The organism is Flavonifractor sp. HCP28S3_F3, from assembly GCF_052065355.1.
Classification (GTDB): domain Bacteria; phylum Bacillota; class Clostridia; order Oscillospirales; family Oscillospiraceae; genus Flavonifractor.
On sequence record NZ_JBQHUF010000018.1, the window covers coordinates 1 to 22770 of the forward strand.

At 60.7% G+C, this 22770-nt stretch carries 10 protein-coding genes; 3 read left to right on the forward strand and 7 right to left on the reverse strand.

The features are described from left to right. Positions 1-41: 41 nt before the first annotated feature. Genes ACTNB1_RS13540 through ACTNB1_RS13550 form a run of 3 tightly spaced genes read right to left on the reverse strand, consistent with a single transcriptional unit; the run spans position 42 to position 6277 of the window. On the reverse strand, positions 42-3482 hold the full coding sequence (locus ACTNB1_RS13540) for a GLUG motif-containing protein (protein WP_441170191.1): 3441 nt from the start codon (positions 3480-3482) through the stop codon (positions 42-44). Next, positions 3466-5958, reverse strand: a complete 2493-nt coding sequence (locus tag ACTNB1_RS13545; protein WP_441170193.1) for an efflux RND transporter permease subunit — start codon at positions 5956-5958, stop codon at positions 3466-3468. The genes ACTNB1_RS13540 and ACTNB1_RS13545 overlap by 17 nt, the downstream gene beginning before the upstream one ends. Continuing rightward, positions 5951-6277 (reverse strand): hypothetical protein, encoded by a 327-nt coding sequence (locus ACTNB1_RS13550; RefSeq protein WP_441170195.1) that lies wholly within the window; start codon positions 6275-6277, stop codon positions 5951-5953. The genes ACTNB1_RS13545 and ACTNB1_RS13550 overlap by 8 nt, the downstream gene beginning before the upstream one ends. A 174-nt stretch (positions 6278-6451) precedes the next feature. Between ACTNB1_RS13550 and ACTNB1_RS13555 the strand changes: the two genes are divergently transcribed. Together ACTNB1_RS13555 and ACTNB1_RS13560 are read left to right on the forward strand one after the other, a co-directional pair. Next, a complete protein-coding gene (locus ACTNB1_RS13555) occupies positions 6452-7060 on the forward strand; it encodes a TetR/AcrR family transcriptional regulator C-terminal domain-containing protein (RefSeq protein WP_441170196.1) in 609 nt (202 codons plus the stop codon). Continuing rightward, positions 7057-7671 carry an AAA family ATPase gene (locus ACTNB1_RS13560; protein ID WP_441170198.1) on the forward strand — a complete coding sequence of 205 codons (615 nt, stop codon included), beginning with the start codon at positions 7057-7059 and terminating at the stop codon, positions 7669-7671. Before ACTNB1_RS13555 ends, ACTNB1_RS13560 begins: the two co-directional genes overlap by 4 nt. A 71-nt stretch (positions 7672-7742) precedes the next feature. Here the strand turns inward: ACTNB1_RS13560 and ACTNB1_RS13565 are convergent, their stop codons facing one another. From ACTNB1_RS13565 to ACTNB1_RS13575, 3 genes are all read right to left on the reverse strand, one after another. Continuing rightward, on the reverse strand, positions 7743-12845 hold the full coding sequence (locus ACTNB1_RS13565; protein WP_441170200.1) for a leucine-rich repeat protein: 5103 nt from the start codon (positions 12843-12845) through the stop codon (positions 7743-7745). Between the two features lie 166 nt (positions 12846-13011). Beyond that, the gene (locus tag ACTNB1_RS13570) at positions 13012-15711 is read right to left on the reverse strand and encodes a DNA translocase FtsK 4TM domain-containing protein (RefSeq protein ID WP_441170202.1); all 2700 of its coding nucleotides are present in this window, start codon (positions 15709-15711) and stop codon (positions 13012-13014) included. A gap of 46 nt (positions 15712-15757) precedes the next feature. After that, positions 15758-16606: an undecaprenyl-diphosphate phosphatase gene (locus ACTNB1_RS13575; protein ID WP_441170204.1), complete on the reverse strand. Its 849-nt coding sequence runs from the start codon at positions 16604-16606 to the stop codon at positions 15758-15760. A 217-nt stretch (positions 16607-16823) separates the two neighbouring features. On the opposite strand from ACTNB1_RS13575, the gene ACTNB1_RS13580 reads away from it, so the two are divergent. Continuing rightward, positions 16824-19187 carry a phosphoketolase family protein gene (locus ACTNB1_RS13580; protein ID WP_441170233.1) on the forward strand — a complete coding sequence of 788 codons (2364 nt, stop codon included), beginning with the start codon at positions 16824-16826 and terminating at the stop codon, positions 19185-19187. 61 nt (positions 19188-19248) lie between these two features. Here ACTNB1_RS13580 and ACTNB1_RS13585 read toward each other — a convergent pair whose 3' ends face one another. Beyond that, positions 19249-22767: a suppressor of fused domain protein gene (locus ACTNB1_RS13585; protein ID WP_441170206.1), complete on the reverse strand. Its 3519-nt coding sequence runs from the start codon at positions 22765-22767 to the stop codon at positions 19249-19251. Between the last annotated feature and the right edge of the window lie 3 nt (positions 22768-22770).

Genomic DNA, 22770 nt, shown 5'->3' on the forward strand with positions numbered 1-22770 from the left:
CCCCCCCCCCCCCCCCCCCCCCCCCCCCCCCCCCCACTTTTTTATGCGCGCGTTTTGGTTCGTCTGCGGCGTTTCATCAAAATAACAACCAGCCCGGCCGCCAGAAGCAGCAGAAGGACCAGTACGACGATCAGCGCCACAGGGAAGGACTGTGGTACGATGCAGAACACTGTGGTCTCCCCTGTCCCCTTCAGAAGCAGATAGCTTCCGTCCACCATGCCCTCCTGCCGCTGCCAACCGTCCTCACCCTGTACCCAGAGCTGCCAGCCTGTTCCTTCCTCCGGCAGACGGCAGTGAATGGTATAGGACATCTCCTCCAGCTCAGGATCGGTGACGGTGACCGTCCACACGGTGCCCTGGTGTTCTCTTCCCTTTTCGTCCGTCCAGGTCTCCTCCCGACTGGTGTGAGAAATCTGGGCCGCGCTGCTGAAGCTGCCGTCCACCAGGATCACGGGCAGTTCGCCGCCGTCTGTCAGGGCTGAGGTGTAAGGCGTGTAAACCGCTTCTACTGTACGGCTTGCCGTGACATTTTCATAGTCCAGCTCCGGCCAGGCGGCGGAGCACCCCTCCTTGGCCGGGATATCCGGCAGGGCAGTCACGCTCCCGCCGTAGGGCACGGTCAGCACCTCCACGGTCTTGCCGTCAGCCACAAAGGTCAGAGTCAGCTGAGCAAAATCTGCCGGCGCGCCAGTCAGTGCACACAACATCTCAAAGTCCGCCGGCTCGGCCTTACCTGCATAGCTGATACCGTCAATAGCCGCCAAATCAACGCTTGTAAATAAATTTCCCTTTACAGCTCCATCTTCCTCTATTGTTCCGGCCACAGCACCCAGATAGGCGCTTCCCTGGGATATCTCTACCGCAGAGCGGCAGTCTGTCAGCGTACTGCCCAGCCCGGCGATGCCGCCGATGTAGTGACTGCCCGACAGAGTGCATTTGCTCCAGCAATCCTGGATCATGCCATGGGAGGCGCCGGCGATGCCACCCACATAGCTGCCGTCGGTACTGGTTACATCTCCATAGCTCTCGCAGCTCTGGACCCTGCCCAGATCCATCCGGCCGGTGATACCACCGGCATTGTCTTTCTTACCGGTAACCGGCCCGGCGTTGACGCAGCGGAACACCGCCGCCCTGGCCTGAATCAGGAAGTTGACGGAGCGGTCTCCCTGCTGGGTGAGATCGTCCTCCGGATCGAACTCCAGGTCGATACCCATAGCTCCGGCGATGCCAGCCACATCCACGTCGCCCTCTATGGTACCCTCGTTCCGGCAGGCGGATACCCGGCCAGTGGACTGGCTCTGAATCTCCTGCTGGTCAGACACATCCTGGACACGGTCCTCCAGCTGGGTCTCCCCCATCCGCTGACCCTCGTTCCGCACCAGACTGCTGATGACCCCCAGCTGGGCGTTGATGGCCTTCAGGTCGGCCAGCAGGGTATCAGCGGAGTTTGAGATAAGGGTATTCAGGTCATCCGCGCCCTCCATCAGACCGGAGAAGGCATCGTTGAGGGCGTCGCTCTGCTGTGTGACAGCGGCATCCAGAGATGGCACCTGGATAGTGGGTCCGTCCGTCAGCTCCAGGATCACCTGGTGGGTCTGCCCGGCACTGTCCGCCAGGCTGGATAGCACGTCTGCCAGATCTCGTCCGGCCTTGCCCATACCGGAGAGAGCACCGTCCAGCACACCTCCCATTTTCTCCAGGCTTTCCATGGCATCTGCCAGATGTTTCCCGCTTTCAGCCAGACTGGTAAATGCCTCGCTGGCATCTGCTCCCGCATGCTTCAGCTGTTCCAGGGCCTGCTTTACGCCCTCTTCCGGATTGCCGGCCGAAAGCGCCCGGCCCAGGGCTGACAAACCCTTCGCCGCCTGGGACAACCCCTCACTCCCCTGCCGGGCGGCGTCGGCCATTTCGGTCAGAGCACTGAGCAGCTGCTGGACGGCCTGCTGGTCATCCTTGTCCGCCCACAGCAGCTTGAGGGCGGAGCGGAGCTGATCCGCCGCCGCACTCAGATTGGTAAGGGCGGCGCTCATTTCACCGACACCCTGGGAGAGGCTGTTCAGAGCGGCCGAGATGGCCGCTTCATCCCCCAGCCCCTGTTTCAGCGCCTTCAGCGCTGCCGCAATATGAGCCTGGGCGTCATGGAGATCCTTGGCTGCGTCGGCCGCGTCCTCTGCGGCCAGACGCAGGTCTTCTGCCCCATCGCCGCTGAGCTGGCCCAGCTTTGCCGCCTCCTCCAGAGAGGCGGCAAGCTGATCCGCCACGTCTCCCAGTACGTTCAGCTGGGTATCTACGTCGTCCATAACGGGAGAAAGGCCCTCCAGGGCTCGAGACAGTCGGGCGGACAGGTCGTTGATCTGGCCCACGCCCTCCTCCGTCCAGTCCACCATGGCGTCGGATAGGCCTTTCACCGCGTCACGGGCCGCCTGGGTCTGGCCGGAAAGGCTCCGCATCTGGGTGGACAGATCGTCCGAGACCGTCCCAGCGTCAGTCAGCAGGCCATCCATCTTATCCTGGAGCACATCCAGCTCGCTCCCCAGCTGTTCCAGAAAGCTCTTTTGATAGAGCAGGGTCACATCAGGCTCCAGCTGGCCCACGATGCCGCCCACGTCCTTTCGACCCTGGATGGTCCCGGTATTGGTGCAGCTGTCCAGAAAACCGTTCTGCCGCCCGGCAATACCGCCGATGTTGTACCCCACGTGGGGATAGCCTACTGCTCCCTCGTTCCGGCAGCTCTGCAGGATTCCGGTGGAGTTTCCGGCGATGCCGCCTACGTCGGTCCAGCCGGACAGATCAGCGGCGGCCTCCGTCACCGACTCCTCCTGAAGGATGGTCTGCGCATCGGCAGAGGTGTCCAGCTCCGTGGTGTTGACGCTGCCCCGATTGGTGCACTGGACCACACTGCCCAGATTCTGTCCCACGATACCACCCACATGGAGCTCCCCGCTGACAGAGCCAGAGAAGGTGCAGTTGACGATCTCTCCCCCAGCCTGGTTGCAGCCTGCGATACCGCCCACGGTGGTCTTACCGGACACGGTACCGGCAAAGGCACACCGGAGGATCTGGCCCCGGTTGTCCCCTACGATACCGCCTACAGTGTCCCGGAAATCAGTGGGACAAATCGTTCCCTCCACCGTCAGGTCCTTGATCACGCCGCCGGACTGGAGATAGCGGAACAGCCCCTGCACATTGCCGCTGCCGGTAAAGGACAGACCGGAAATGGTGTGGCCGCCGCCGTCAAAGGTGCCACCGAAGGTGGGGATGGCCTGAAAATCTCTGCCGGTCAGATCAATATCCGCTGTCAGGCGTACTGTTTTGCCCTGGGACCAGCTGTCCAGAGAACAGTTCCGGGACAGCTCCGACAAGTCCTCCGCCGTGCGGATGGTAATGACATTCGGGTCCGCCGCCCACACGACAGGGGTCAGCAGCTGCAGCACGATGACTGCCGCCAGCAGGATGGACAGTCTTTTATTCCTGCGTCTCATGTTCTTCCTCCTTGGATGCTTCTCCCGATTCCACCATGGCGGCCAGCTCACCACGGATCACGCCGTGGATGTTGGCATCAATGACGCCGCTGACCCGGCCCCGCACCCGGCCGCTGACATAGATGACGCCGCTGGTGCGGGTGACCCGCTCATGGTCCGGGAATTTCAGATTGAACCGGGTCCGCTCCACGATCTTATCCCCCAGCAGCAGGAGCTGCGGCAGGATGAACATGACCAGGAACATGGAGATCAGGGTCCCCCGGCACAGACACTGGCCGATACCCACGATGCTGGGCTCCGTGGTAATCTGGCCGATCAGGAAGGCCGCCACCGACAGGATACTGCCCGAGGTGAGCACGGTGGGAAAGGCCAGGCTCAGGGCCTTGATGATGGCCTGCTGGCGGGACATGGACCCCTTCAGCTCGTTATACCAGGAGGAGATAACGATGGCGTAGTCGATATTGGCGCCCATCTGGATGGCGGTAACGATCAGGTAGCTCATGAAGAAGATGGGCTGCCCTGTCAGGCCGGGAAAGGCGAAATTGATCCAGATACTGCCCTGGATCACCAGAATCAGCAGAATGGGCAGGCCCACGGACAGGAAGGTAAAGAGCAGCACCAGGATGACGAAAACCACTGTCAGAACGCTGATCAGGATATTGTCTTTGGCGAAGGAGACGGACAGGTCGTAGTCACTGGTGGAGTTGCCTACCAGGAAGATCTGGTCGGCATCATAGTACCGTTCCGCCTCGGCGTGGATGGTCTTGAGGAACTCAAAGGTCTCCTCCCCTTCCTCCGGCAAGGCCAGCTGGAGCACCAGACGGGAGTAGTTTTCGCCCAGCATCTGGGCCCGGGCATTGGTGAGCTGGTCATAGAGGTCGTCGATCTCCCCGCTCATCTGGTCGTCCAGGGTAATGTAGCCATCCGATTTGACATCATGGATGAAGAGGAACAGGTCCATCAGAGGAATGGTATAGTCGTCCACTCCCTCCACGATCCGGCCGTACTCCTCCTTGTCGGCGGCGTAGGCTGCGTAGAGGAGCTTGGCCTGTTCGTAGTCCAGGTCGATCAGCTCGGAAAACTGACGGGGCGTCAGCGCGTCGGTCAGGGTATAGCTATCCATGGCCTCGATATTGGCAAGACCTATGGCGCTCTCCACTTCATCATAGGACGACAGCCGCTTGAGCAGAGCCTTCTCACTCTCGTAGTCCCCCCGTGGAACCAGCAGCGCCGCCGTATTCTGGGTTCCGAAGGTATTGTTGATGGTCTCCGATGCGATCTGAGCCTCGTTCTGACTGACGGTGTGGATCTGGCTGTATCCGTAGACATAGGGACACTGATTGGAAAAGTAAAAGGCCGCCACCAGGCACAGGACAAACAGCGGTGCACCCACAAACCGCAGCTTCACCACCAGCTTGCCCCAGCGGTCAATGGAGGGAATGAAGCTCTTGTGCCGGGTGCGCTCCATGGCTTTGCAAAAAATCATCAGCAGACCGGGCATCAGGGTGAACACTGACAGCATACTGATGCAGATTGCCTTGATCAGCACCATACCCATATCAAAGCCGATGCGGAACTCCATGAACATCATGGCTGCCAGGCCGGAGATGGTAGTCAGGCTGCTGGCTGAGATGGAGGGGATGGAAGCGCTGAGCGCAGCAATACAGGCACGCCGGTCATCAAAATGCTCCCGCTCCTCCAGGAAGCGGTGGAGCAGGATGATGGCGTAGTCGATGGCCAGGGCCAGCTGGAGGATCACCGTCACGGAATTGGAAACGAAGGAGATCTCTCCGAACAAGAAGTTGGTACCCAGATTGAGCAGAGCGGCCGCCCCGAAGGTGAGCACCAGCACCGGAATCTCCGCGTAGGACTTGGAGGTGAGCAGCAGCACCAGCAGGATGACCACAGCCGCGATGACCAGGATGACTCCCATCTCCGACTGGAGGGTGTCGGAGGTCTCGTTGCCCACAACGGTATCGATGTAGCAGTCATAGGGCTCCAGCAGCTCCCGAAGCCGGGCGAGCGCCTCCTTGCTCACCGGGTCATCCTCCTCACCTGCGAAGGTGACGGTGAGCAGTACGTCCGCCCCCTTGCAGTACTCCGAGATCTCCTCAGGAGTCTCTCCCTCTCCGCTCCCGCCTGCGGCGGCCCCCTTCCCCAACTCCGCAGAAGAGATGCCGTCGATCTCCTCGATGCGCTCAGCCAGGTCTTGGGCCAGATCCACCGTAGTATGGGACACCATGACCCGGGCGGTGGCGAAGGTGGTGAATTCATCCTCCATAATGGTCAGGCCCTGCCTGGTCTCGGTGGTAGCGGGCAGGTACTGGGTGATATCACTGCACACCGACACCCAGTTCCGGGAAAAGAGAGAAAAGACAATGGCGCAGATGTACAGGAAAAAGATCAGGTTGCGCTTATCCACAATCAGGGTGGCCAGGCGCTCAAAAAAGGACGGCTTCTCCGGGTTTTTACTCACAATGCTTCTCCTCTGTCTGTTCTTCGCGCAGGCGCGCTCCACTCCACTTCATCCTGCATCCATCCAGCTCCGCGGTGCCCTGCAGGGTATTCCCCACCAAGTGAAGCACCGAGCGGCAGGCATAGTCTCCGATCGCTGTGCGCAGGCTGTGAAACAGGGTGAGCTCTTCCGTCCCATCCCAAGTGCCCTGCACCTGATTCTCATAGCCCGCCAGGGACAGAGTACCCTGTACGCTGCCGTCCCTCTTTTGATGGAGAAAGAGTTTCCCCTCCCTTGGGCCCATCTGGCTATATAAAGTAATCTGATACCATTGTTTCATATGCGATCCCCCTCCGGCCTTTTTTCTCAGCATACGTTTCCGCCGCGCCGGTTACAACATGCAAAAGCGGCCTCTGTGTCAGAATTCTGACACAGAGGCCATTTTGCATATGGGAAAATGCCGGCCCCCGGTGTTATACTGAATCCACAACATCCCATCGGAGGCCCTGCAGCTATGAAGCACAAATCATATGAATCCTCACACGCCACCAAGCAGGCTATCTGCTCCTCCCTCAAGGAGCTGATGGTCCAAAAACCCCTGGACAAGATCACCGTCAGTGAGATCATGGACCACTGCGGTATGGTGCGCCAGCACTTTTACTATCACTTTGAGGATATCTATGATTTGGTGCGCTGGATGTTCCAGGAGGAGGCCATTTCCCTGCTCAAGCGGCAGGAGGGTGTGCTGCTGTGGCAGGAGGGTCTGTTACAACTATTCCAGTACTTACAGGAGAACCGGGCGGTATGCCTGTGTGCCCTCAACTCTCTGAGCCGCAACCACCTGAAGCACTTCTTCTACACGGACCTCTACGCCATCATCCGCCACACCGTTATTACTGTGGCTGATGAGGTGGGACTTGTCTCTGGCGAGGAAGGGGATCTGGAGCTGTTCACCCACTTCTATGTAATCGCTCTGGCGGGGTTGGTGGAGAGCTGGCTGCTGGGCGAGATCGACAAGACACCGGAGGAGCTGATCCGTTTCACGGACAAGCTTCTGCGGGATCAGATGCGGGGCAGCGTGCTTCGGCAAACACAACAGGATGGAAAAGAGGATGTACTATGAGTATGCCGGTCATCGCTTTAGGCAGACAGTTCGGCAGCGGCGGGCGGGAGATCGGCCGAAAGCTGGCCGAACAGCTGGGCTGCTCCTTTTATGACCGTGAGCTGATCTCCCTGGCCGCCAAACGGGCGGAGGTACGGGAGGAGCTCTTTGCAGGCAAGGACGAAAAAGCCGGTAACCCCTGGCTCTTTCGGGGAATCTACGAGGGCGGCGCACTGGTGCGCCGGGGCAGGAGCGCCGAGGATATCTTGTTCGAAATGCAGAGCCAGGTAATCCTGGAGCTGGCCGGACAGGGTCCCTGCATTATTGTGGGCCGCTGTGCCGACCACGTCTTACAGCAAGCCGGAGTCCCGGTGTGCAGCCTCTTCCTCTGCGCCCCCTTCGCCTGGCGGGTGGCCCACCGCATGGAGATTGAGGGCATACCGGAAGCCCAGGCCGCAGACACAGTACGCAGGCTGGACAAGCAGCGCGGCAAGTATTACAGCACATACACCGGCCGGGACTGGGGGCTTCCGGAAAACTACGATCTGTGCATCAACACCTCTGTGCTGGGCATTGACGGCACAGCCCGGGCTCTGCAGGAGCATTTGACAGGCAACCGGATGTTTTCATGAGCTTATTCCTTACCCCCTCTTTTGAAAACAGGATCCCCCCTGAGGCAGAACCTCAGGGGGGATCCTGTTTCTTATGCTGTCTCCACGGTACCGGACCAGGCAGGCACAACGGGCTTACTCTCCCCGTCCAACACAAAAACCTTGGCGGTAAGGCCCTGGGCAGAGGGCACAGTCAACTCCGCTGCCACGGCTTTCTCGCCTGCCTCCACTGTAATGGGGGCGGTGACAGACGCCTCTACCATGCGGCCGTCCTCATCATACAAGGCAATATAGTAGGAGGCCGTCACAACCTCGGAGCTGTTGTTCTCGGCGGCGACTACCACGCTGACCTGTCCGCCCTTCTCCTCAGCGCTGGCGTACATATGGAATTGAGTGTCCGCTTCCTCCACGCCGCCCTGGACCATGGCAAAACCGGTGTTGTTGGACAGCAGGTTCTCCTGGGCGCGCTGCTCTTCCGTCAACTCGGCTACAGCGTAGACCAGCGCACCGCTTGTCAGAACACTGGCGTCACTGGTGAAAGACAGGACCGCCACGTCCCCGGGGGCCAGACTCTGAATGGTCTGGCTGTCCGCCGCAGACGTGCCATCCGCAGTACCAACGTGCAGGGAGATCGGGATATTGGCCAGGGTATTCTGTCCCCGGTTCACCACCCGCACTACTGTCTCCACAGAACCATTGCCCAGGTCTGTGGAGGCAATCTCCTCCACGGATACGTCGGACAGCCGCAGGGCCAGCGGGACGCTGTTGTCCTCCATACTCACGTCGTCAGCCAGCAAGGAGGTCACCTTGACAGTAACTGCGTCAGGCAGGATCTCAGGCAGAGGCAGGTCCACCGTCAGCAGCGCGCTGCCGCCGGGGGCCAGGGTCTCCTGGGCGTAGGCGGTGCCCAGCAGGGCTGCCCCGTCATACAGCTCAACCTGGAACAGGGAAACAGGCTCGGTGCCCTGGTTGGCCAGCTGGAGCTTTACATTCAGCATTTCGCCGGGGATCAGGGTAGTGCCGTCATAGATCACATCGGTGACCGCCACGTCCATGCCCGGAGTCACCTCATAGTACATCAGATCGGCCTGCGTAATGTCATAGTCCTCCCCCATGATCTGCCGGTTGGCTAGGATGAGCAGCTTTCCATTCTTGTCGGAAACGGCGGCGGACACGTCGCTGAGATAGCCGTCCGCCTCCAGCAGGGGGATCAGCTGGCCCCAGCCGCCGTCCCTGACACTGAGATAGAGAGTGGTGCTGCTGCTGTCCTCGGTGGTCCCCCGGAACAGCACAGCTTCTTTGCCGCCGAAGTTCAGGGGCAGGAACCAGTCGGAACCCTCTACTGCGGGGACCTGGTCACCGCTGGTGCTGCGCACCACGCCGTTATCATACCACCACAGCTTGCCGCAGGCAGAGACCGGCTTTCCGCCGCTGCCCACCGTCTCAGCTCCGGAGGCAGTCAGGCGGTAAAGGGTCTGTCCCTCCTCTGTACCCACACTGTAATAGAGGGTGCCGCTGCTGTCGGCAGCGAGAGCATCGATGCTGGAGAGGCCCTGGGCTACTTTGGTATACTCCTTGGTTGCCTCAGAGTATACCCAGATTTCCTGCCCGCCTTCAAAGGGACCGTTGGGGCAGTGAACAAAGGCGATCTTGATCTCCTCGTCGTCCTTCCACAGGGTTGGCAGCATATCCATGCCGTCGGCAATTCCAATGGTCTGGTACGCGCCGGACCCCAGAATACCATAGGCGATATCCATGTGGCTGGCCGTCGTGTCCACATCAGCGCCGCTTGCAAGGACATCATCCGCTTTCATCCACAGGGCCATGGGTTGATCATCCACCACCTGGAGGACTGGGGTAAAGTCAGCTGTATCGCTTCCGGCAGGAAGCAGGGCGGGCTTGCTCCAGCTGGAGCCGCTGTAAATGCTGTAATAAAGGCCCGTGCGGTTCTCATCGGTGCGGCCGGACACATCCTCCAGCCAGACTGCCGCCGTCTTTTCGCCGGTGGAATCGGAGTAGGTCATCACCTGAGGCACGGTGTAGGGGTAGACATTGCTCTTGAAGAGATTGTCAGTGATCTTGCCGTCGTCCACCGTTTGCAGGGAGACATTATCGTTTGCCAGGAACTCCGAGGGCTGGTCCAGATAGTCCCGGCCTGCCTGGACCCATTCCACATCCGCCAGGTCCAATACCGCCATGGTGGAAAAGTTGGAATTAGGCAGCAGCTGACCATCCTGATAGAGGACCAGCTCATTGCTGTTCCAGAACACCCACTTACCGCTATCAAAGCCCAGAAGGCTTCCCACAAAGGCGGCGGAGGCGGTAAGGCTCCACTTGGTATGATTGCTTTCATAGGGGAAGTCGAACTGCACACTCAGATTGCCGTTGCCCTGGATGCCGCCGGAGAGGATCCTGGGATTGCCCAGACCGTTCTCCACGGTGATGCCCAGGGTGAAGGTTTTGGGATAGAACGTGGGATCGGGGTCCCTCCAGGTGTCCCGGGGAGCCAGAAAGCCGTCCTTATCGATCCAAGCCTGGATGGTATTCTTCAACGACGCCTTGAGGGCTGCCTTGAAGTACATGGGAGCGCCGGCGACAAAGTAGTTCTGGGAGTAGGAGACGCCGGCGGAGAAGATCAAGACGATATTGGCGGAGGAGACCTGAGGGTTCCAGTTCTCATCCACATAGCCCTCAAAGGTGCCCAGGATCTGGATGCCGCCGGAGATGCCCACGTTGACCGTGGTGGTCTCAGAGAGAATGCCCTTTTCTTCCGCCTCTTTAAGAAAAGCGTCCAGAGCTGCGCTGTTGGCGGAATTGTCGAACGGCTTATAGGAGACGATCGCGTCATTGAGGGCGGTGTAGGTATCCATGCCGAAGCCGCTGGTACTTTCGCTGATCTGGCCCTTGAGGCCGATAGTGCCCTTGATGGTGCCGTCCTCTTTCAGCTCAAAGCTGACAGGCAGGTGGTCATTCATGAGTTTGCTGAAGTCGACGCCCAGGGTCTGGTTATCCACCACATCCACCGTTGATCCACCGGGGTCCCGAATGATGGACTCGGTTTTCTGGCTGCCAAAAGTCGCTCGGATGTAATTGGGTTCACGCTCCTGAACAATGAACTTGAGGGGCTGCTCCGTCACGGTGCCGTCTCCCGCCACCAGCTTGAGGTAGATGGGGACCTTCGGCTTGAGCAGCAGCCGGAAGGAGATATCTTCGTTATACCCCTCTTGCAGCTCGTGCTGCCAGCCGGTGGACTGACAGAGATAGGCCTTGCCCTCTCCGTGGCCGTTCCAGTCCACACGGAGGTAGATGGTTCGGGCGGACCACCGGCTGGAGTTGACGTCGACGAGCTCCGTCTCCTGCATCAGGTTGGAGTAGCAGATGAAGCTGCCCGCAGACTTGTCCAGCAGGACGGCCTGGGCGATGGGTCCGGTGACGGTAGAGCGGTAGAGGTAGACGATATTACTGGCGCCGATCTGATCACCGGGGAGTACATAGGTACGGTAACCGGCCTTGGAAATGGTAACATCGGGGGGATTTTCCTTGTCGATCTCCAGGGTAATATAGTTTTTGCCCTCGGTGTTGTAGGTCTCTCCGTTCACCTCAACCGTAAATCCGGTGGGGACGGGATACTCCTTGTTGTCCGGATCAAAGATGCGGATGGTACGCTTGACAGTGGTGCTGTCATACACCGGTTTTTCCACCGGGGGATGGTTGAAGCCCAGGCAGTGGAGGTTGGCATTTTTCAGGTAGTTGTTGCTTTGGGCGTCGATGGTGATGTTCGCCCAGTCCTCCTCGCTGCCTTCATAATAAATTTGAGCGATCTTGCTGCATCTGTAGAAAGCCAGATAATCAATGGTGGTCACCGACGCGGGGATATAGACAAAGGTCAGCTTGCTGCAGCTGCTGAATGCCCCGTTGGGGATGCGCGTCACGCCGTCGGGGATGACCGCCTTGGAGATAGTGCTGTCCTGAAACGTATATGAGGCATCATCTCCCATTTTTCCGTCAGGGAGGGTGCCGGTTCCGGTGAGGCCCTCGCACATTTTATAGATGGAGTCACCCACCTCCTCCAGGCCGGAGGGCCAGGCGGGCTGGCTGGTCAGGCCGCTGGCCAGGAACACACCGTCGCCCAGCTTACGCAGGCCGTCCGGCAGCGTCACCTGGGTCAGGGACGTACACTCCATAAAGGCCCGGTTGCCGATCCACTCCAGCCCGGCGGGGAAGCTCACCGACGAAAGGGCGCTGCAATAGGCAAAGGAATATTCGCCGATTTCTTTGATGCCGGCGGGGATGGTGACGCTGGTCAAATCCCGACAGTATTGAAACGTCTTGTCGGGAATGGTCGTCCAGCTCTCCGGGATCTTCACGCTGGTGACGTCCAGCCCATAGAAGACTCCATAGCCTACATCGGTCAGGCTCTCGGGCAGGATCAGGCTGCCTGTGAACGCGCAGTCGGAGAATGCTTCGTCCCCCACCGACTTCAGGCCATCCGGCAGGGAAAGCCCACCCTGAAACCGGCAGCCGTAAAAGGCCCGGTTGGTGATCTGGGTGGTGCCGGCGGGGACAGTCAGACCGTGACGGAAAAAGTTGCTGCCGAAGGCCCGCTCCCCCATGGACGGCCACCGGGCGGGCAGGGTCAGGGTGCCGTAGAGTTCCTGACTGGTGTCCATGTCGCCGTTCACAAAGCCGGTTTTCTGGCAGGCATAATAAAAGGCACAGGTGCCCACGCTGGTTACCCCGCTGGGAATGGTGATATTCTCTATCTTGTAGGTCGAGGCAAAGGCATAGTCGCCGATGGACTCCAGCTTGCTGGGCAGGTTTACCTCAGCGATGTACACGTCGTTGCAGGACTGGAACATCCGGTAAAACGCATAGCTGCCGATATGGGTGATGTCATCACTGAGCACCAGCGTCTTGATGGCAGAATTATATTGATTCCATTCCGGCAGCTTGGAGGTGCTGTAATCGAACATCTCTCCCGTGCCACTGATAGTGAGCACGCCATCAGTACTCAGCGTCCAGGTAAGGTTTGTGCCGCACAGGCCGCTCATCTCCTCTGGGATCGAGGCGGCCTGGAGCTGGATCTCCTCTCCGGAGGTCTCCTCCGCCGGCTCCAGCGCCAGGGCCGGGGCTGGCAGCAGTCCCAGCAGCAGACACAGGATCAGAAAACCCGCCGCAGCTCTCTTCTTTTTCACAACGCGTCATCTCCTCCGTATACTTCGGGTTACGTTGCTTTTATCCTATCACGCTTTTACATAAAATGCAAATTTATCTAGTTTTTATTTTTAACGGAAATAGAAACCGCCAATGGAAGCTGTTAAAAAAACAGGTTGGAAACGAAAGTTTCCAACCTGTTTTTTATCAGGAATCCATATCAAAGGGCGGAAGGTCCCGACTCTGGGGAATGGCGTCCCCTTCAAATTCCAGTTCATCAGGAACTGGCTCAGAGGCGCCGGCGGCCATATCCTGCTTAAACTGCATCTCCTGCCATTGCTCCTTGGTAATAAGCACCTGGCGGGGCTTGGAGCCCTCGAAGGGACCGACAACTCCTTTCTCCTCCATCTGGTCCACCAGACGGGCGGCTCGGGAGTAGCCCAGCTTCAGGCGGCGCTGGAGCATGGACACTGAGGCCATGCCGGTCTCCACCACCACCTCGATGGCGGAGGGCAGCAGCTCGTCGTAGTCGTCGCCCACTTCCTCGGGAGCGGAGCCGCCCACGCCCTTGCTCCCCTTCTCCTTCTCGGCAGCGTGCTGCTCGATCTCGTGGATGATCTCCTCCGAATACTCGGCGGTGCCGCTGTTCTGCTTGATAAAGCCCACCACGGCGGCCACCTCCTCGTCGGAGATGAGGCAGCCCTGGACACGCTGGGGTTTACCGGTGCCCAGAGGGAAATAGAGCATGTCGCCCCGGCCCACCAGCTTTTCCGCGCCGGTGGTGTCCAGAATGATGCGGGACTCCAGAGAGGAGGCCACAGCGAAGGCGATGCGGCTGGGGATGTTGGCCTTCATCAGGCCGGTGATGACGTCGGCGGAGGGCCGCTGAGTGGCGATGATCAGGTGCATACCTGCGGCACGGCCCATCTGGGCCACCCGGCAGATGGATTCCTCCACTTCCTTGGCGGCCACCAGCATCAGGTCGGCCAGCTCGTCGATGACCACCACGATCTGAGGCATCTTATCCATGCCCTCCGTCTTGGCGGCGTGGGCATTATAACTTGCCAGGTCCCGGACCCCCACCTCGGAGAAGGCCCGGTAGCGCTTCATCATCTCAACCACCGCCCACTGGAGGGCACCGGCCGCCTTCTTGGGGTCGGTTACCACGGGAATGAGCAGATGAGGGATGCCGTTGTAGATGCCCAGCTCCACCATCTTGGGGTCCACCATAATCAGGCGGACCTCCTCCGGCGTGGCCTTGTACAGCAGAGAGATAATGAGGGAGTTGGTACACACCGACTTACCGGAGCCGGTAGTACCGGCGATCAGCAGATGGGGCAGCTTGGCGATATTGCCCACGATATTGTTGTTGCCGATGTCCCGACCCACGGCGAAGGACACCTTGGAGGGGTTGTCCCTAAATTCCCGGGAGTCGATGACATCATGGATGTGCACCGGGGAGACCAGCTTATTGGGCACCTCGATACCCACCATAGAGATCTTGTCCGGGATGGGCGCGATGCGCACGCCGGTAGCGCCCAATGCCAGGGCTATATCATCGGCCAGGTTGGTCAGCTTGTTCAGCCGTACGCCCTGGTCCAACTCCACCTCATACCGGGTGACCGAGGGACCCCGGGTGACGTTGACGATAGAGGCGTCGATACCGAAGGAGCGGATGGTATCGGACAGGCGGGTCTGGTTCGCCCGCAGCTCCCCTGCCACGTCGGCACCGGAGACGCCGTCTCCCTCCGTCAGCAAAGACACAGGGGGATAGTGATACACCGGGGTGCTCTCCCCCATGTTTCGCTCGATATCCTGGGCCACCTCGGCGGCAGCCTGGGCGGTCTCCTCCCGCCTGGCCTTGGCAGAGGGCACCGCCGGCTCCCGCTGGATCTCCGGCATGGGAGGCGCGGGCTTTACCGGCTCGACAGGAGTGGGGACAGGTACGGGATCCTCAGCTACGGGCGCGGCAGTCACAGGGGCAGCCACCGGCGTCTCCTCCGTCACAGCAGCCTCCGCCGCCGGAGCAGGCGCCTCCTCCGGCACATTCACACCGTCCACACCGGCCAGCACCTGGTCAGGCGCAGGCACAGAGGACTTGCGGTTGAAGAAATGTGCCTTCTTCTCCACCGGCTTGGGCTCCACCCGCTTGCCAACCAGGGGACCGTCGTCCACCGGGATGTCGATCTGGGGCGTCTCCTGCCGCTTGGCCGCCGGGACCTGCTGGGGCTCGGGCGCAGGACGCCGCTTCTCTCTGGGACGGGGCTCGGGCAGCTCCTCCTCTTCGTACTCCGCCCGGGGCCGGGACCGGAACTGATCCACCAGCTCCACCGGAGAGACCCGGAAGGCTACCATCAGCATAATGACCGCCACCAGCACGATAATGACACCGGCGCCGATCTTGCTGAACACTGCCGTCAGACCCAGCGCAGTTATGCCGCTGACCACACCGCCGCTCCGGAGAGCCTCACCCTGCTGCCACAACGTCTTGATCAGCCCCAGGTTCCACTCATAAGACCCTTTGACCAGGATCAGGTGGAGCAGGCAGCCGAACAGTACCGGCGTGAGCAAAGCGCAGCACACCCGGAAGCGTACCGGGCGGCCCCGATGGAACAGCAGGATCCCGCTGGCCACCAGCAGCATGGGCGGCAGCAGCCAATAGCCGTAGCCGATCAGGCCCTTCACCAAACCGCAGAAAAAGTCGATAAAGATGGCCTGGATATGGAAATATCCAAAGGCGGAAAAGATGGCCAGCAGCAGACAGACCACCGCTCCCACTTCCCGGCGGACCGGCTTGGGCGCGGGAGTCTTCTTGCGGCTGCCGGAGGAACGGGCAGAGGATGAACTGCGCCCCTTCCCGGATGCGGTCCGCTTCCCGCCCGTGTTCTTCTTGGGTGCTGTGGCCAACTCGATCAGATCCTTTCCAGGGTATTTCTTTCGTAATGGTGGGAAATCAGGCCATTGCCATCTTGACAAAACCGGCGATCATGCTGCCCAGGCCCACCGCCCAGCAGTAGTAGGCAAACTTGCCGAACTTGCCCTTGTCAGACAGGCTCTTCACCAGCCGAATGGCGAAGTAGCCCACCACCGCGGCGACTACCACGCCAACGATGTACATGGGCAGCTCTTCCATGTTGATGCCGGCCTCCACCGCATCCTTGATCTCCAGGATGTTGGCGCCCAGAATGGCGGGCAGGGACAGCAGGAAGGAATAGCGCACGGCAAAGGAGCGGTCAAAGCCCCGCAGCATGCCCACAGAGATGGTAGTGCCCGACCGGGACAAGCCGGGGATCACCGCCAGTGCCTGGCCGCAGCCCACAATGAGGGCGTCCACCACGGTGGCATTGCGGGCAGTTTTGCGGCCCCTGGCCAGCCGGTCGGAGAAAAACAGCATAAAGCCGGTGACCAGCAGCGCACAGGAGACCATGATGGAGTTGGAGAACAGCTTGTTCACCGCGTCCTGCAGGAACACCATCACAAACAGGGGCAGCGTGCCAATGATGATAAGCATCACCATCCGCCGGGCGGGCGGGGGCGGAGTTCCGGTATCCTTCTTCCCCGCCAGAGCCGCGATCCCCAGGAAGAATTCCCGGATCATCTCCACGATATCCCGCCAGTACACCACGCACACCGAGATAAAGGTGCCGAAGTGAAGCAGGACGGTAAAGAACATGTACTTTTCCTCAACATTCTCCATGCCGAAGAAGGTCTGAAACAGGGCCAGGTGGCCGGAGCTGGAGATGGGCAGGAACTCCGCCACGCCCTGGATAATCCCCATTAGGATGGACAACAGATAGGTCAATGTAATTCCCTCCATGACGTTACTTTTGGACATACGTATTTATATTACCATATGCAGCGGAATATTTCCATCCCTTTCTTTTATGTCAACGCACCCACCCTTGACAGTCCCTACCGTTCCGCTATAATGAAAAGGATGATTCCTGTAAAAGGAGGCCGTTCCATTGGCAAAAGCATCTGCGGAAAAGACCAAAGTGGTGGTAAAGACCTCCACCCGCATGTCCAAAAAGGGGCCGCTTACCCCGGATATGCTGCGGAAAATCGACGCCTATTGGCGGGCGGCCAATTATCTGGCCGCGGGGCAGCTCTATCTGCGGGACAATCCCCTGCTCCGTCAGCCGCTGTGTCCCGCCCATCTGAAGCCCACGCCGGTGGGACACTGGGGCACCGTTCCGGGGCAAAACTTTATCTATACCCACCTCAATCGGGTCATCACCAAATATGATCTGAACATGATCTACGTCTGCGGCCCCGGTCACGGCGGCAGCGCTGTGGTAGCCCAGGCCTACCTGGAAGGGGCATACAGCGAGGTCTACCCCAACGTCAGCCAGGATGAAGAGGGCATGGGGCGGCTGTTCCGCCAGTTCTCCTTCCCCGGCGGTATCGGCAGCCACTGCGCCCCCAACATCCCAGGCTCCATTAACGAGGGAGGCGAACTGGGTTACTCCCTGGCCCACGCCTTCGGCGCGGTGATGGACAATCCCACCCTCATTGCCGCCTGCGTGGTGGGCGACGGCGAGGCGGAGACCGCGCCTCTCGCCACTGCCTGGCACTCCAACAAATTCCTGGATCCCGCAGGAGATGGTGCGGTGCTCCCCATCCTCCACCTTAACGGCTACAAGAACGGCACCCCCTCCCTCTTCGCCCGGATCACCAACGAAGAGGTAGAGGACTACTTCAAAGGCTGCGGCTGGACCCCCAGATTTGTGGAGGGGGATGACCCGGCTCAGATGCACCAAAAAATGGCCGCCGCTCTGGATTGGGCGGTGCGGGAGATCCTGCGCATCCAGCAGGGCGCCCGGGAGCTGGGAGAAAAGGAGCGCCCCCGCTGGCCCATGGTGGTGTTCCGCTCTCCCAAGGGCTGGACCGGTCCCATCCAGCCCGACGGCACCTGCCGGGTCCATCAGCTGCCCCTGGCAGTGGACGAGGGTCACCCGGAGCAGTTGGAACAGCTGGAGGCCTGGCTGCGCAGCTATCATCCTGAGGAACTGTTCGACGAGACCGGCGCTCCGGTAGCCACTCTGCGGGCCCTAGCTCCTCAGGGTGACCGGCGGATGGCCGCCAATCCCCACGCCAACGGCGGTCTCTTCCTGCGGGACCTGCGCACCCCCGACTTCTCCAAATACGCTGTGGAGGTCCCCGCCCCCGGCGCGGTGGAGGCGGAGGACATGGCGGAGCTTGCCAAATATATCCGGGACGTGTTCAAACTGAACCAGAAGGCCAAGAATTTCCGGGCCTTTGTCCCTGACGAGGCCATGAGCAACAAGCTGCAGGCCGCGTTCGAGGTCACCAGCCGCCGCTGGAACGCCTCTGTCCTGCCTACCGACAGCGTTCTCTCTCCCGAGGGCCGGATCATGGACGGCATGCTGTCCGAGCACATGTGCCAGGGCTGGCTGGAGGGCTACCTGCTCACCGGCCGTCACGGCTTCCTCAACAGCTATGAGGCCTTCATCCGCATCGTGGACTCCATGGTGAGCCAGCACGCCAAGTGGCTGAAGGTGGCCGGGCAGCTGCCCTGGCGGCAGGATATCGCCTCCCTCAACTATGTACTGTCCTCCAATGTGTGGCAGCAGGACCAGAACGGCTTCACCCACCAGGACCCGGGCTTTCTGGACCATGTGGCCAACAAGAAGGCCGACGTGGTGCGGCTCTATCTGCCCCCCGACGCCAACTGCCTGCTCTCCTGCTTCGACCACTGCATCAAGAGCCGCAACTATATCAACGTGATGGTCACCTCCAAGCACATGCGGCCCCAGTGGCTCACCATGGACGAGGCCATCAAGCACTGCACCCACGGCATCGGCATCTGGCAGTGGGCCTCCAACGACCAGGGCTCCGAACCCGACGCGGTGCTGGCCTGCTGCGGCGAGACCCCCACGCTGGAGACCCTGGCCGCCGTCACCATCCTGCGCCGGTACCTGCCCGAGCTGAAGGTGCGGGTCATCAACGTGGTGGACCTGATGAAGCTCCAGCCCCACACGGAGCATCCCCACGGCCTCACCAACGAGGACTACGACGTGCTCTTTACCCGGGACAAGCCCATCATCTTCGCCTTCCACGGCTATCCCTCCCTGGTCCATGAGCTGACCTACCGCCGCCGGAACAAAAACCTCCACGTCCGGGGCTACAAGGAGGAGGGCACCATCACCACCCCCTTCGACATGCGGGTACAGAACTCTATCGACCGGTTCGATCTGGTCATCGACGTGGTCAAGCGCCTGCCCCAGCTGGGCAACCGCGGCGCTTTCCTCATCCAGCTGATGAAGGACAAGCTGGTGGAGCACCATCAGTACATCACCGCTCACGGCTGCGACCTGCCCGAGATCCGGGACTGGAAATGGAATGACGGAAAGGGCATATGACCTCAAAGATACAGAGAAAGGCCCCATCCGATCCTTCAGGATCGGATGGGGCCTTCTTCATTTAATCCCACCAGAAGTACCATGTCCGGGACTTGGCAAGGGTATCAGCCAGGACCTCCGGGCTGTCCACGTTCTGATCCAGGTCCGGGCAGAACGCGTACTGCTCCGCCGCCAGCTCGGGTGCCTGGTCCCGGGACACCGGGGCAGGCAGCACGAACTCCAGCTCGTCATGGCTGAAGGCGGCGGGCACAGCGCCGTACCGCTCGTACCAGTATTTGGCCACTGCCATCAGCGTCTCCGTGTCCGGGCAGTCGTTCCACCCCCCGAAGGGCAGCCAGGCAAAGACCTTCCAGGGCTCCCGCACCGGGATCCGGGCCAGCAGCAGAGGCGCGGTCATCTGGGTCTCATAGTCCCAGTAGGACTGGATGTCGTTGTTCTCCTCGCCGCCGACGCACACCGCCGGCCCGCCGGACAGGCTGCCCCCTGCCAGCCGCTCCAGGGCCGCTCTGCCGTCCCCCACCGGGCGGGACAGGAGCTCCTCCCGGTACCGGACCACCCATTTCGGGTCAAATTCATATGCCTCACCGCCCTCGCTGTCGGGGTCGGCGTTGAGGCGCAGGGCCTCCCACAGAGTCTCGTCCGCACGAATCAGCACAGGGATATACCCCTCCCGCACCCCCAGCCGCTGTTCATACCCGAAGTCGGCGGTAATGGGATCGTCGTCCTTCATAGGCGGGTAATACCGGCAGTCACAGCCCAGGTACTCCGCCAGTGCCCGGACTAGCGGGGTGGGCTCCCCTTCCTCTGTCTCCTGCCGCTGCCAGCACTCCCAGCGCTGACGGATGATCTCCGCCATGTCCTGATAATAGGCCTCGTCAAAGGGAATGAACAGATAGGCCTCGTCCTGGAACTCGTCGGAGTGGTAGCGCTCGGGGCCGAAATAGCGCAGGGCATAGTCATCGATGTCCGAGGGGAAATAGGGTGCGCTCCCGTCCCCATAGTAGTACTGGGAAAAGGCCTGACCCTGCTCGTCAAAGTAGTCGTGGCGCAGCGTACCGCCAAGCTCGTCCCGGATCAGAACACGCAGATCGGTGTGGGTCGGGTCCGCCTGGAACCTCCGCACCGCGTCCCAGTGCTGCTCCAGGAAGGGCAGGCCCATCAGATCGTGCTCCAGGCACCAGCGCAAGTAGATAGCCATGTGGTTGAAGGCGGTCAGCTCCTCTACCGGCAGCTTTTTCTCCCGGATGCTCTGCAGGTGCCACTCCCCTTCGTCCATCACGTTCTCGTCCGCACCGGGCATGAACAGGGCGCAGGGACGGTCAGGCTGCACCACAAAGCTGACCTGACCCATTTTCTCCAGCAGCTCGTCGGCATCATGGGCCAGTTTGAATTCCAGTTCCTCCCGGCAGAGGGGGATCACCTGGTAGAAGTTGACCTCTTCCCCGTTGGACAGCGTGCACACCGCGCCGTCCTCCCCTACGCCCTGGGCACCGATCAGCATGGCGGAACACAGTTTGGTGTTCTCCGCAAAGGGCTCCTCATGGTCCATCGTGTGGCCCCAGCCCAGCCAGGTATCGTTGTTTCCGGGCAGGCGGGCCAGTACCTTCAGCAGACGGACCGGCCAATACCACCGCTCGTCCTCCATGGAGCCTCTGTCCAGCTTCCAGTCCCTGGGCAAGGCGATAGCCAGCTCCGCCCGCTCCAGCCGGTACTCCGCCAGTTCCTCCGGCACGTTCATCCGGTGAGCCCCCATGCCCATGGTGACCAGGGTATAGTAGTCCCGCTCTTCAGAGGGTGGCACCACGCAGATATCCACGTGGATGTCCGGGGAGGTCAGCTCGTGGAATACATTTTCAAAGGCGCCGAAGTGGGCCTGGATGTGCCCTTCCAATACCTCCATCTCTTCTGCGGTATAAGCCTCCGGTGCCGTGACCGGCTCCAGCTCCTCCAGCTCACAGCCGCCCTCCGTCCCGTCGGCATGGAGCAGTACCCGGAAGCGCCGTTCCTCCGTCCGGAGCCGGTAGATCAGAAGGAGCTCATAGTTCAGGTACACATGGACCGCGGTCAGCAGTCCTTCACCCTCCGGTATGGTGTAGGTGCGCCAGCGTCCACTGTCCAGAGCGTTTTTCAGGCCTTCCAGCCAATCTGTCTTCAGCTTGGACAGCCCCGCCTCATTCATCCGGAACACCAGCTCCACCGGCCGGCCCTGAACTGTATAGCGGAATCCACGATAAGGTCCCGCCTTCTCCAGCTCCGCCGGAAACAGCGCTCGGAACCGCTCCAGCCCCGCCGGATCCACGTTGATACAGGAGATGGCCTGCAGCTTGGCGTCCGCTCCCTCGTCCAGACCGTCCTGCAGTCTGCGGTCGCACTCCGGGTCGATCCAGTGGTACTCCATCTCCTCCAGGGCCGCTCCCGCCCGGATCTCCTCCCGCAGGGTCAGGAATTCATGGTCGCCGGGCTCCAGCGCAAGGCCATGTTCCACCGCTTCCAGAGCCCCAGCCTTGTCCCCGCTGTGGCTGCGGAGCTTCCCCACCTGGAGCCAGATCCAGGGATAGTCCGGCTCCTCCAGGGCGCCCTGCTCGGCATAGCGGACAGCCTCCTCCAGCATGCCGCAGTACATCAGCGCCACGGAATAGCGGTAGTACCAGGTACCGCAGCCCTTGGCCCGGTCCTCCGAGGACGGCATCCAGCGGACGGTCCGGTCATAAAACTCATATTCATCGATGTTGTTGCAAGCAAAGGAATACCACAGCGCAATCTGCAGGTCGGACTGGGCCTGCCGCTGGGTAAAACGATCCTCCTCTATCCCCTTCTGGATGAACTGCTCCAGGTAGTCCAGCATTTTATAGAAGTAGCCGCTGCTCCCGTTGTCAAAGGACTCCAGCTGCTCAATATCAGCCCGGGTGAGCAGAGAGCCGGTCTCCCCGTCTACCTCAGCCTCTTCCTCTGTCCGGTCCAGCAGCCGCACGGTGCCTACCGTCCGGCGGAAGCTGTGGAAGCTGGCCCACTGCAGCGGGCTGCGGGCAAAAAAGTCTGCCGCCGCGTCCAGCACCGCCCGCAGGTCCCAGGCGATAAAATCCAGATAGCCGCAGATGACGCCGCTGGCTCCGCCCAGGAAGGTCACAGCGTCCTCCCCCGCCCGCTCCAGGACAGCGGCCTCCAACGCATCCCGGAAATCCAGCACCTTCCGGGCCTGGTCGGCGCCGTCAAAGCCGTCCAGCGGATAGCAAAAGAAGCCCGCCGCCACTCCGTCGGCGTGGTAGGCATCCATGATCTCGTTCTCATTGCTCATGTACTCATTGATCAGACCGGGCAGTCGGGTAGAACCGGCATAGACGTCCAGGCGCCAGTCGGCTTCCGGGTCCTTCACCGGTTCCTTCTGGTAGGCCAGATAGCTGCTCTCCAGGTAGTTCTCCGCGTCGTTATACGGGAACAGGCCCATGGATTCCAGCGTCTTGGGCAGATCCTCCAGCAAAATAGAGGGGCCTTCTGCAGGGCGGTCCACCACCTGGAAGCCGTGAATGAGAGACATGGCCGCGATCTCACCCAACACCTGGTCGGTGAGGTTGGAGAGCATCCA

What these genes read in the sequence shown, in the direction of transcription:
- ACTNB1_RS13550 (WP_441170195.1), bottom strand. Translation starts at nt 6,277, where the DNA reads ATGAAACAATGGTATCAGATTACTTTATATAGCCAGATGGGCCCAAGG.
- ACTNB1_RS13555 (WP_441170196.1), top strand. Translation starts at nt 6,452, where the DNA reads ATGAAGCACAAATCATATGAATCCTCACACGCCACCAAGCAGGCTATC.
- ACTNB1_RS13560 (WP_441170198.1), top strand. Translation starts at nt 7,057, where the DNA reads ATGAGTATGCCGGTCATCGCTTTAGGCAGACAGTTCGGCAGCGGCGGG.
- ACTNB1_RS13585 (WP_441170206.1), bottom strand. Translation starts at nt 22,767, where the DNA reads ATGCTCTCCAACCTCACCGACCAGGTGTTGGGTGAGATCGCGGCCATG.
- ACTNB1_RS13580 (WP_441170233.1), top strand. Translation starts at nt 16,824, where the DNA reads ATGTCCAAAAAGGGGCCGCTTACCCCGGATATGCTGCGGAAAATCGAC.
- ACTNB1_RS13540 (WP_441170191.1), bottom strand. Translation starts at nt 3,482, where the DNA reads ATGAGACGCAGGAATAAAAGACTGTCCATCCTGCTGGCGGCAGTCATC.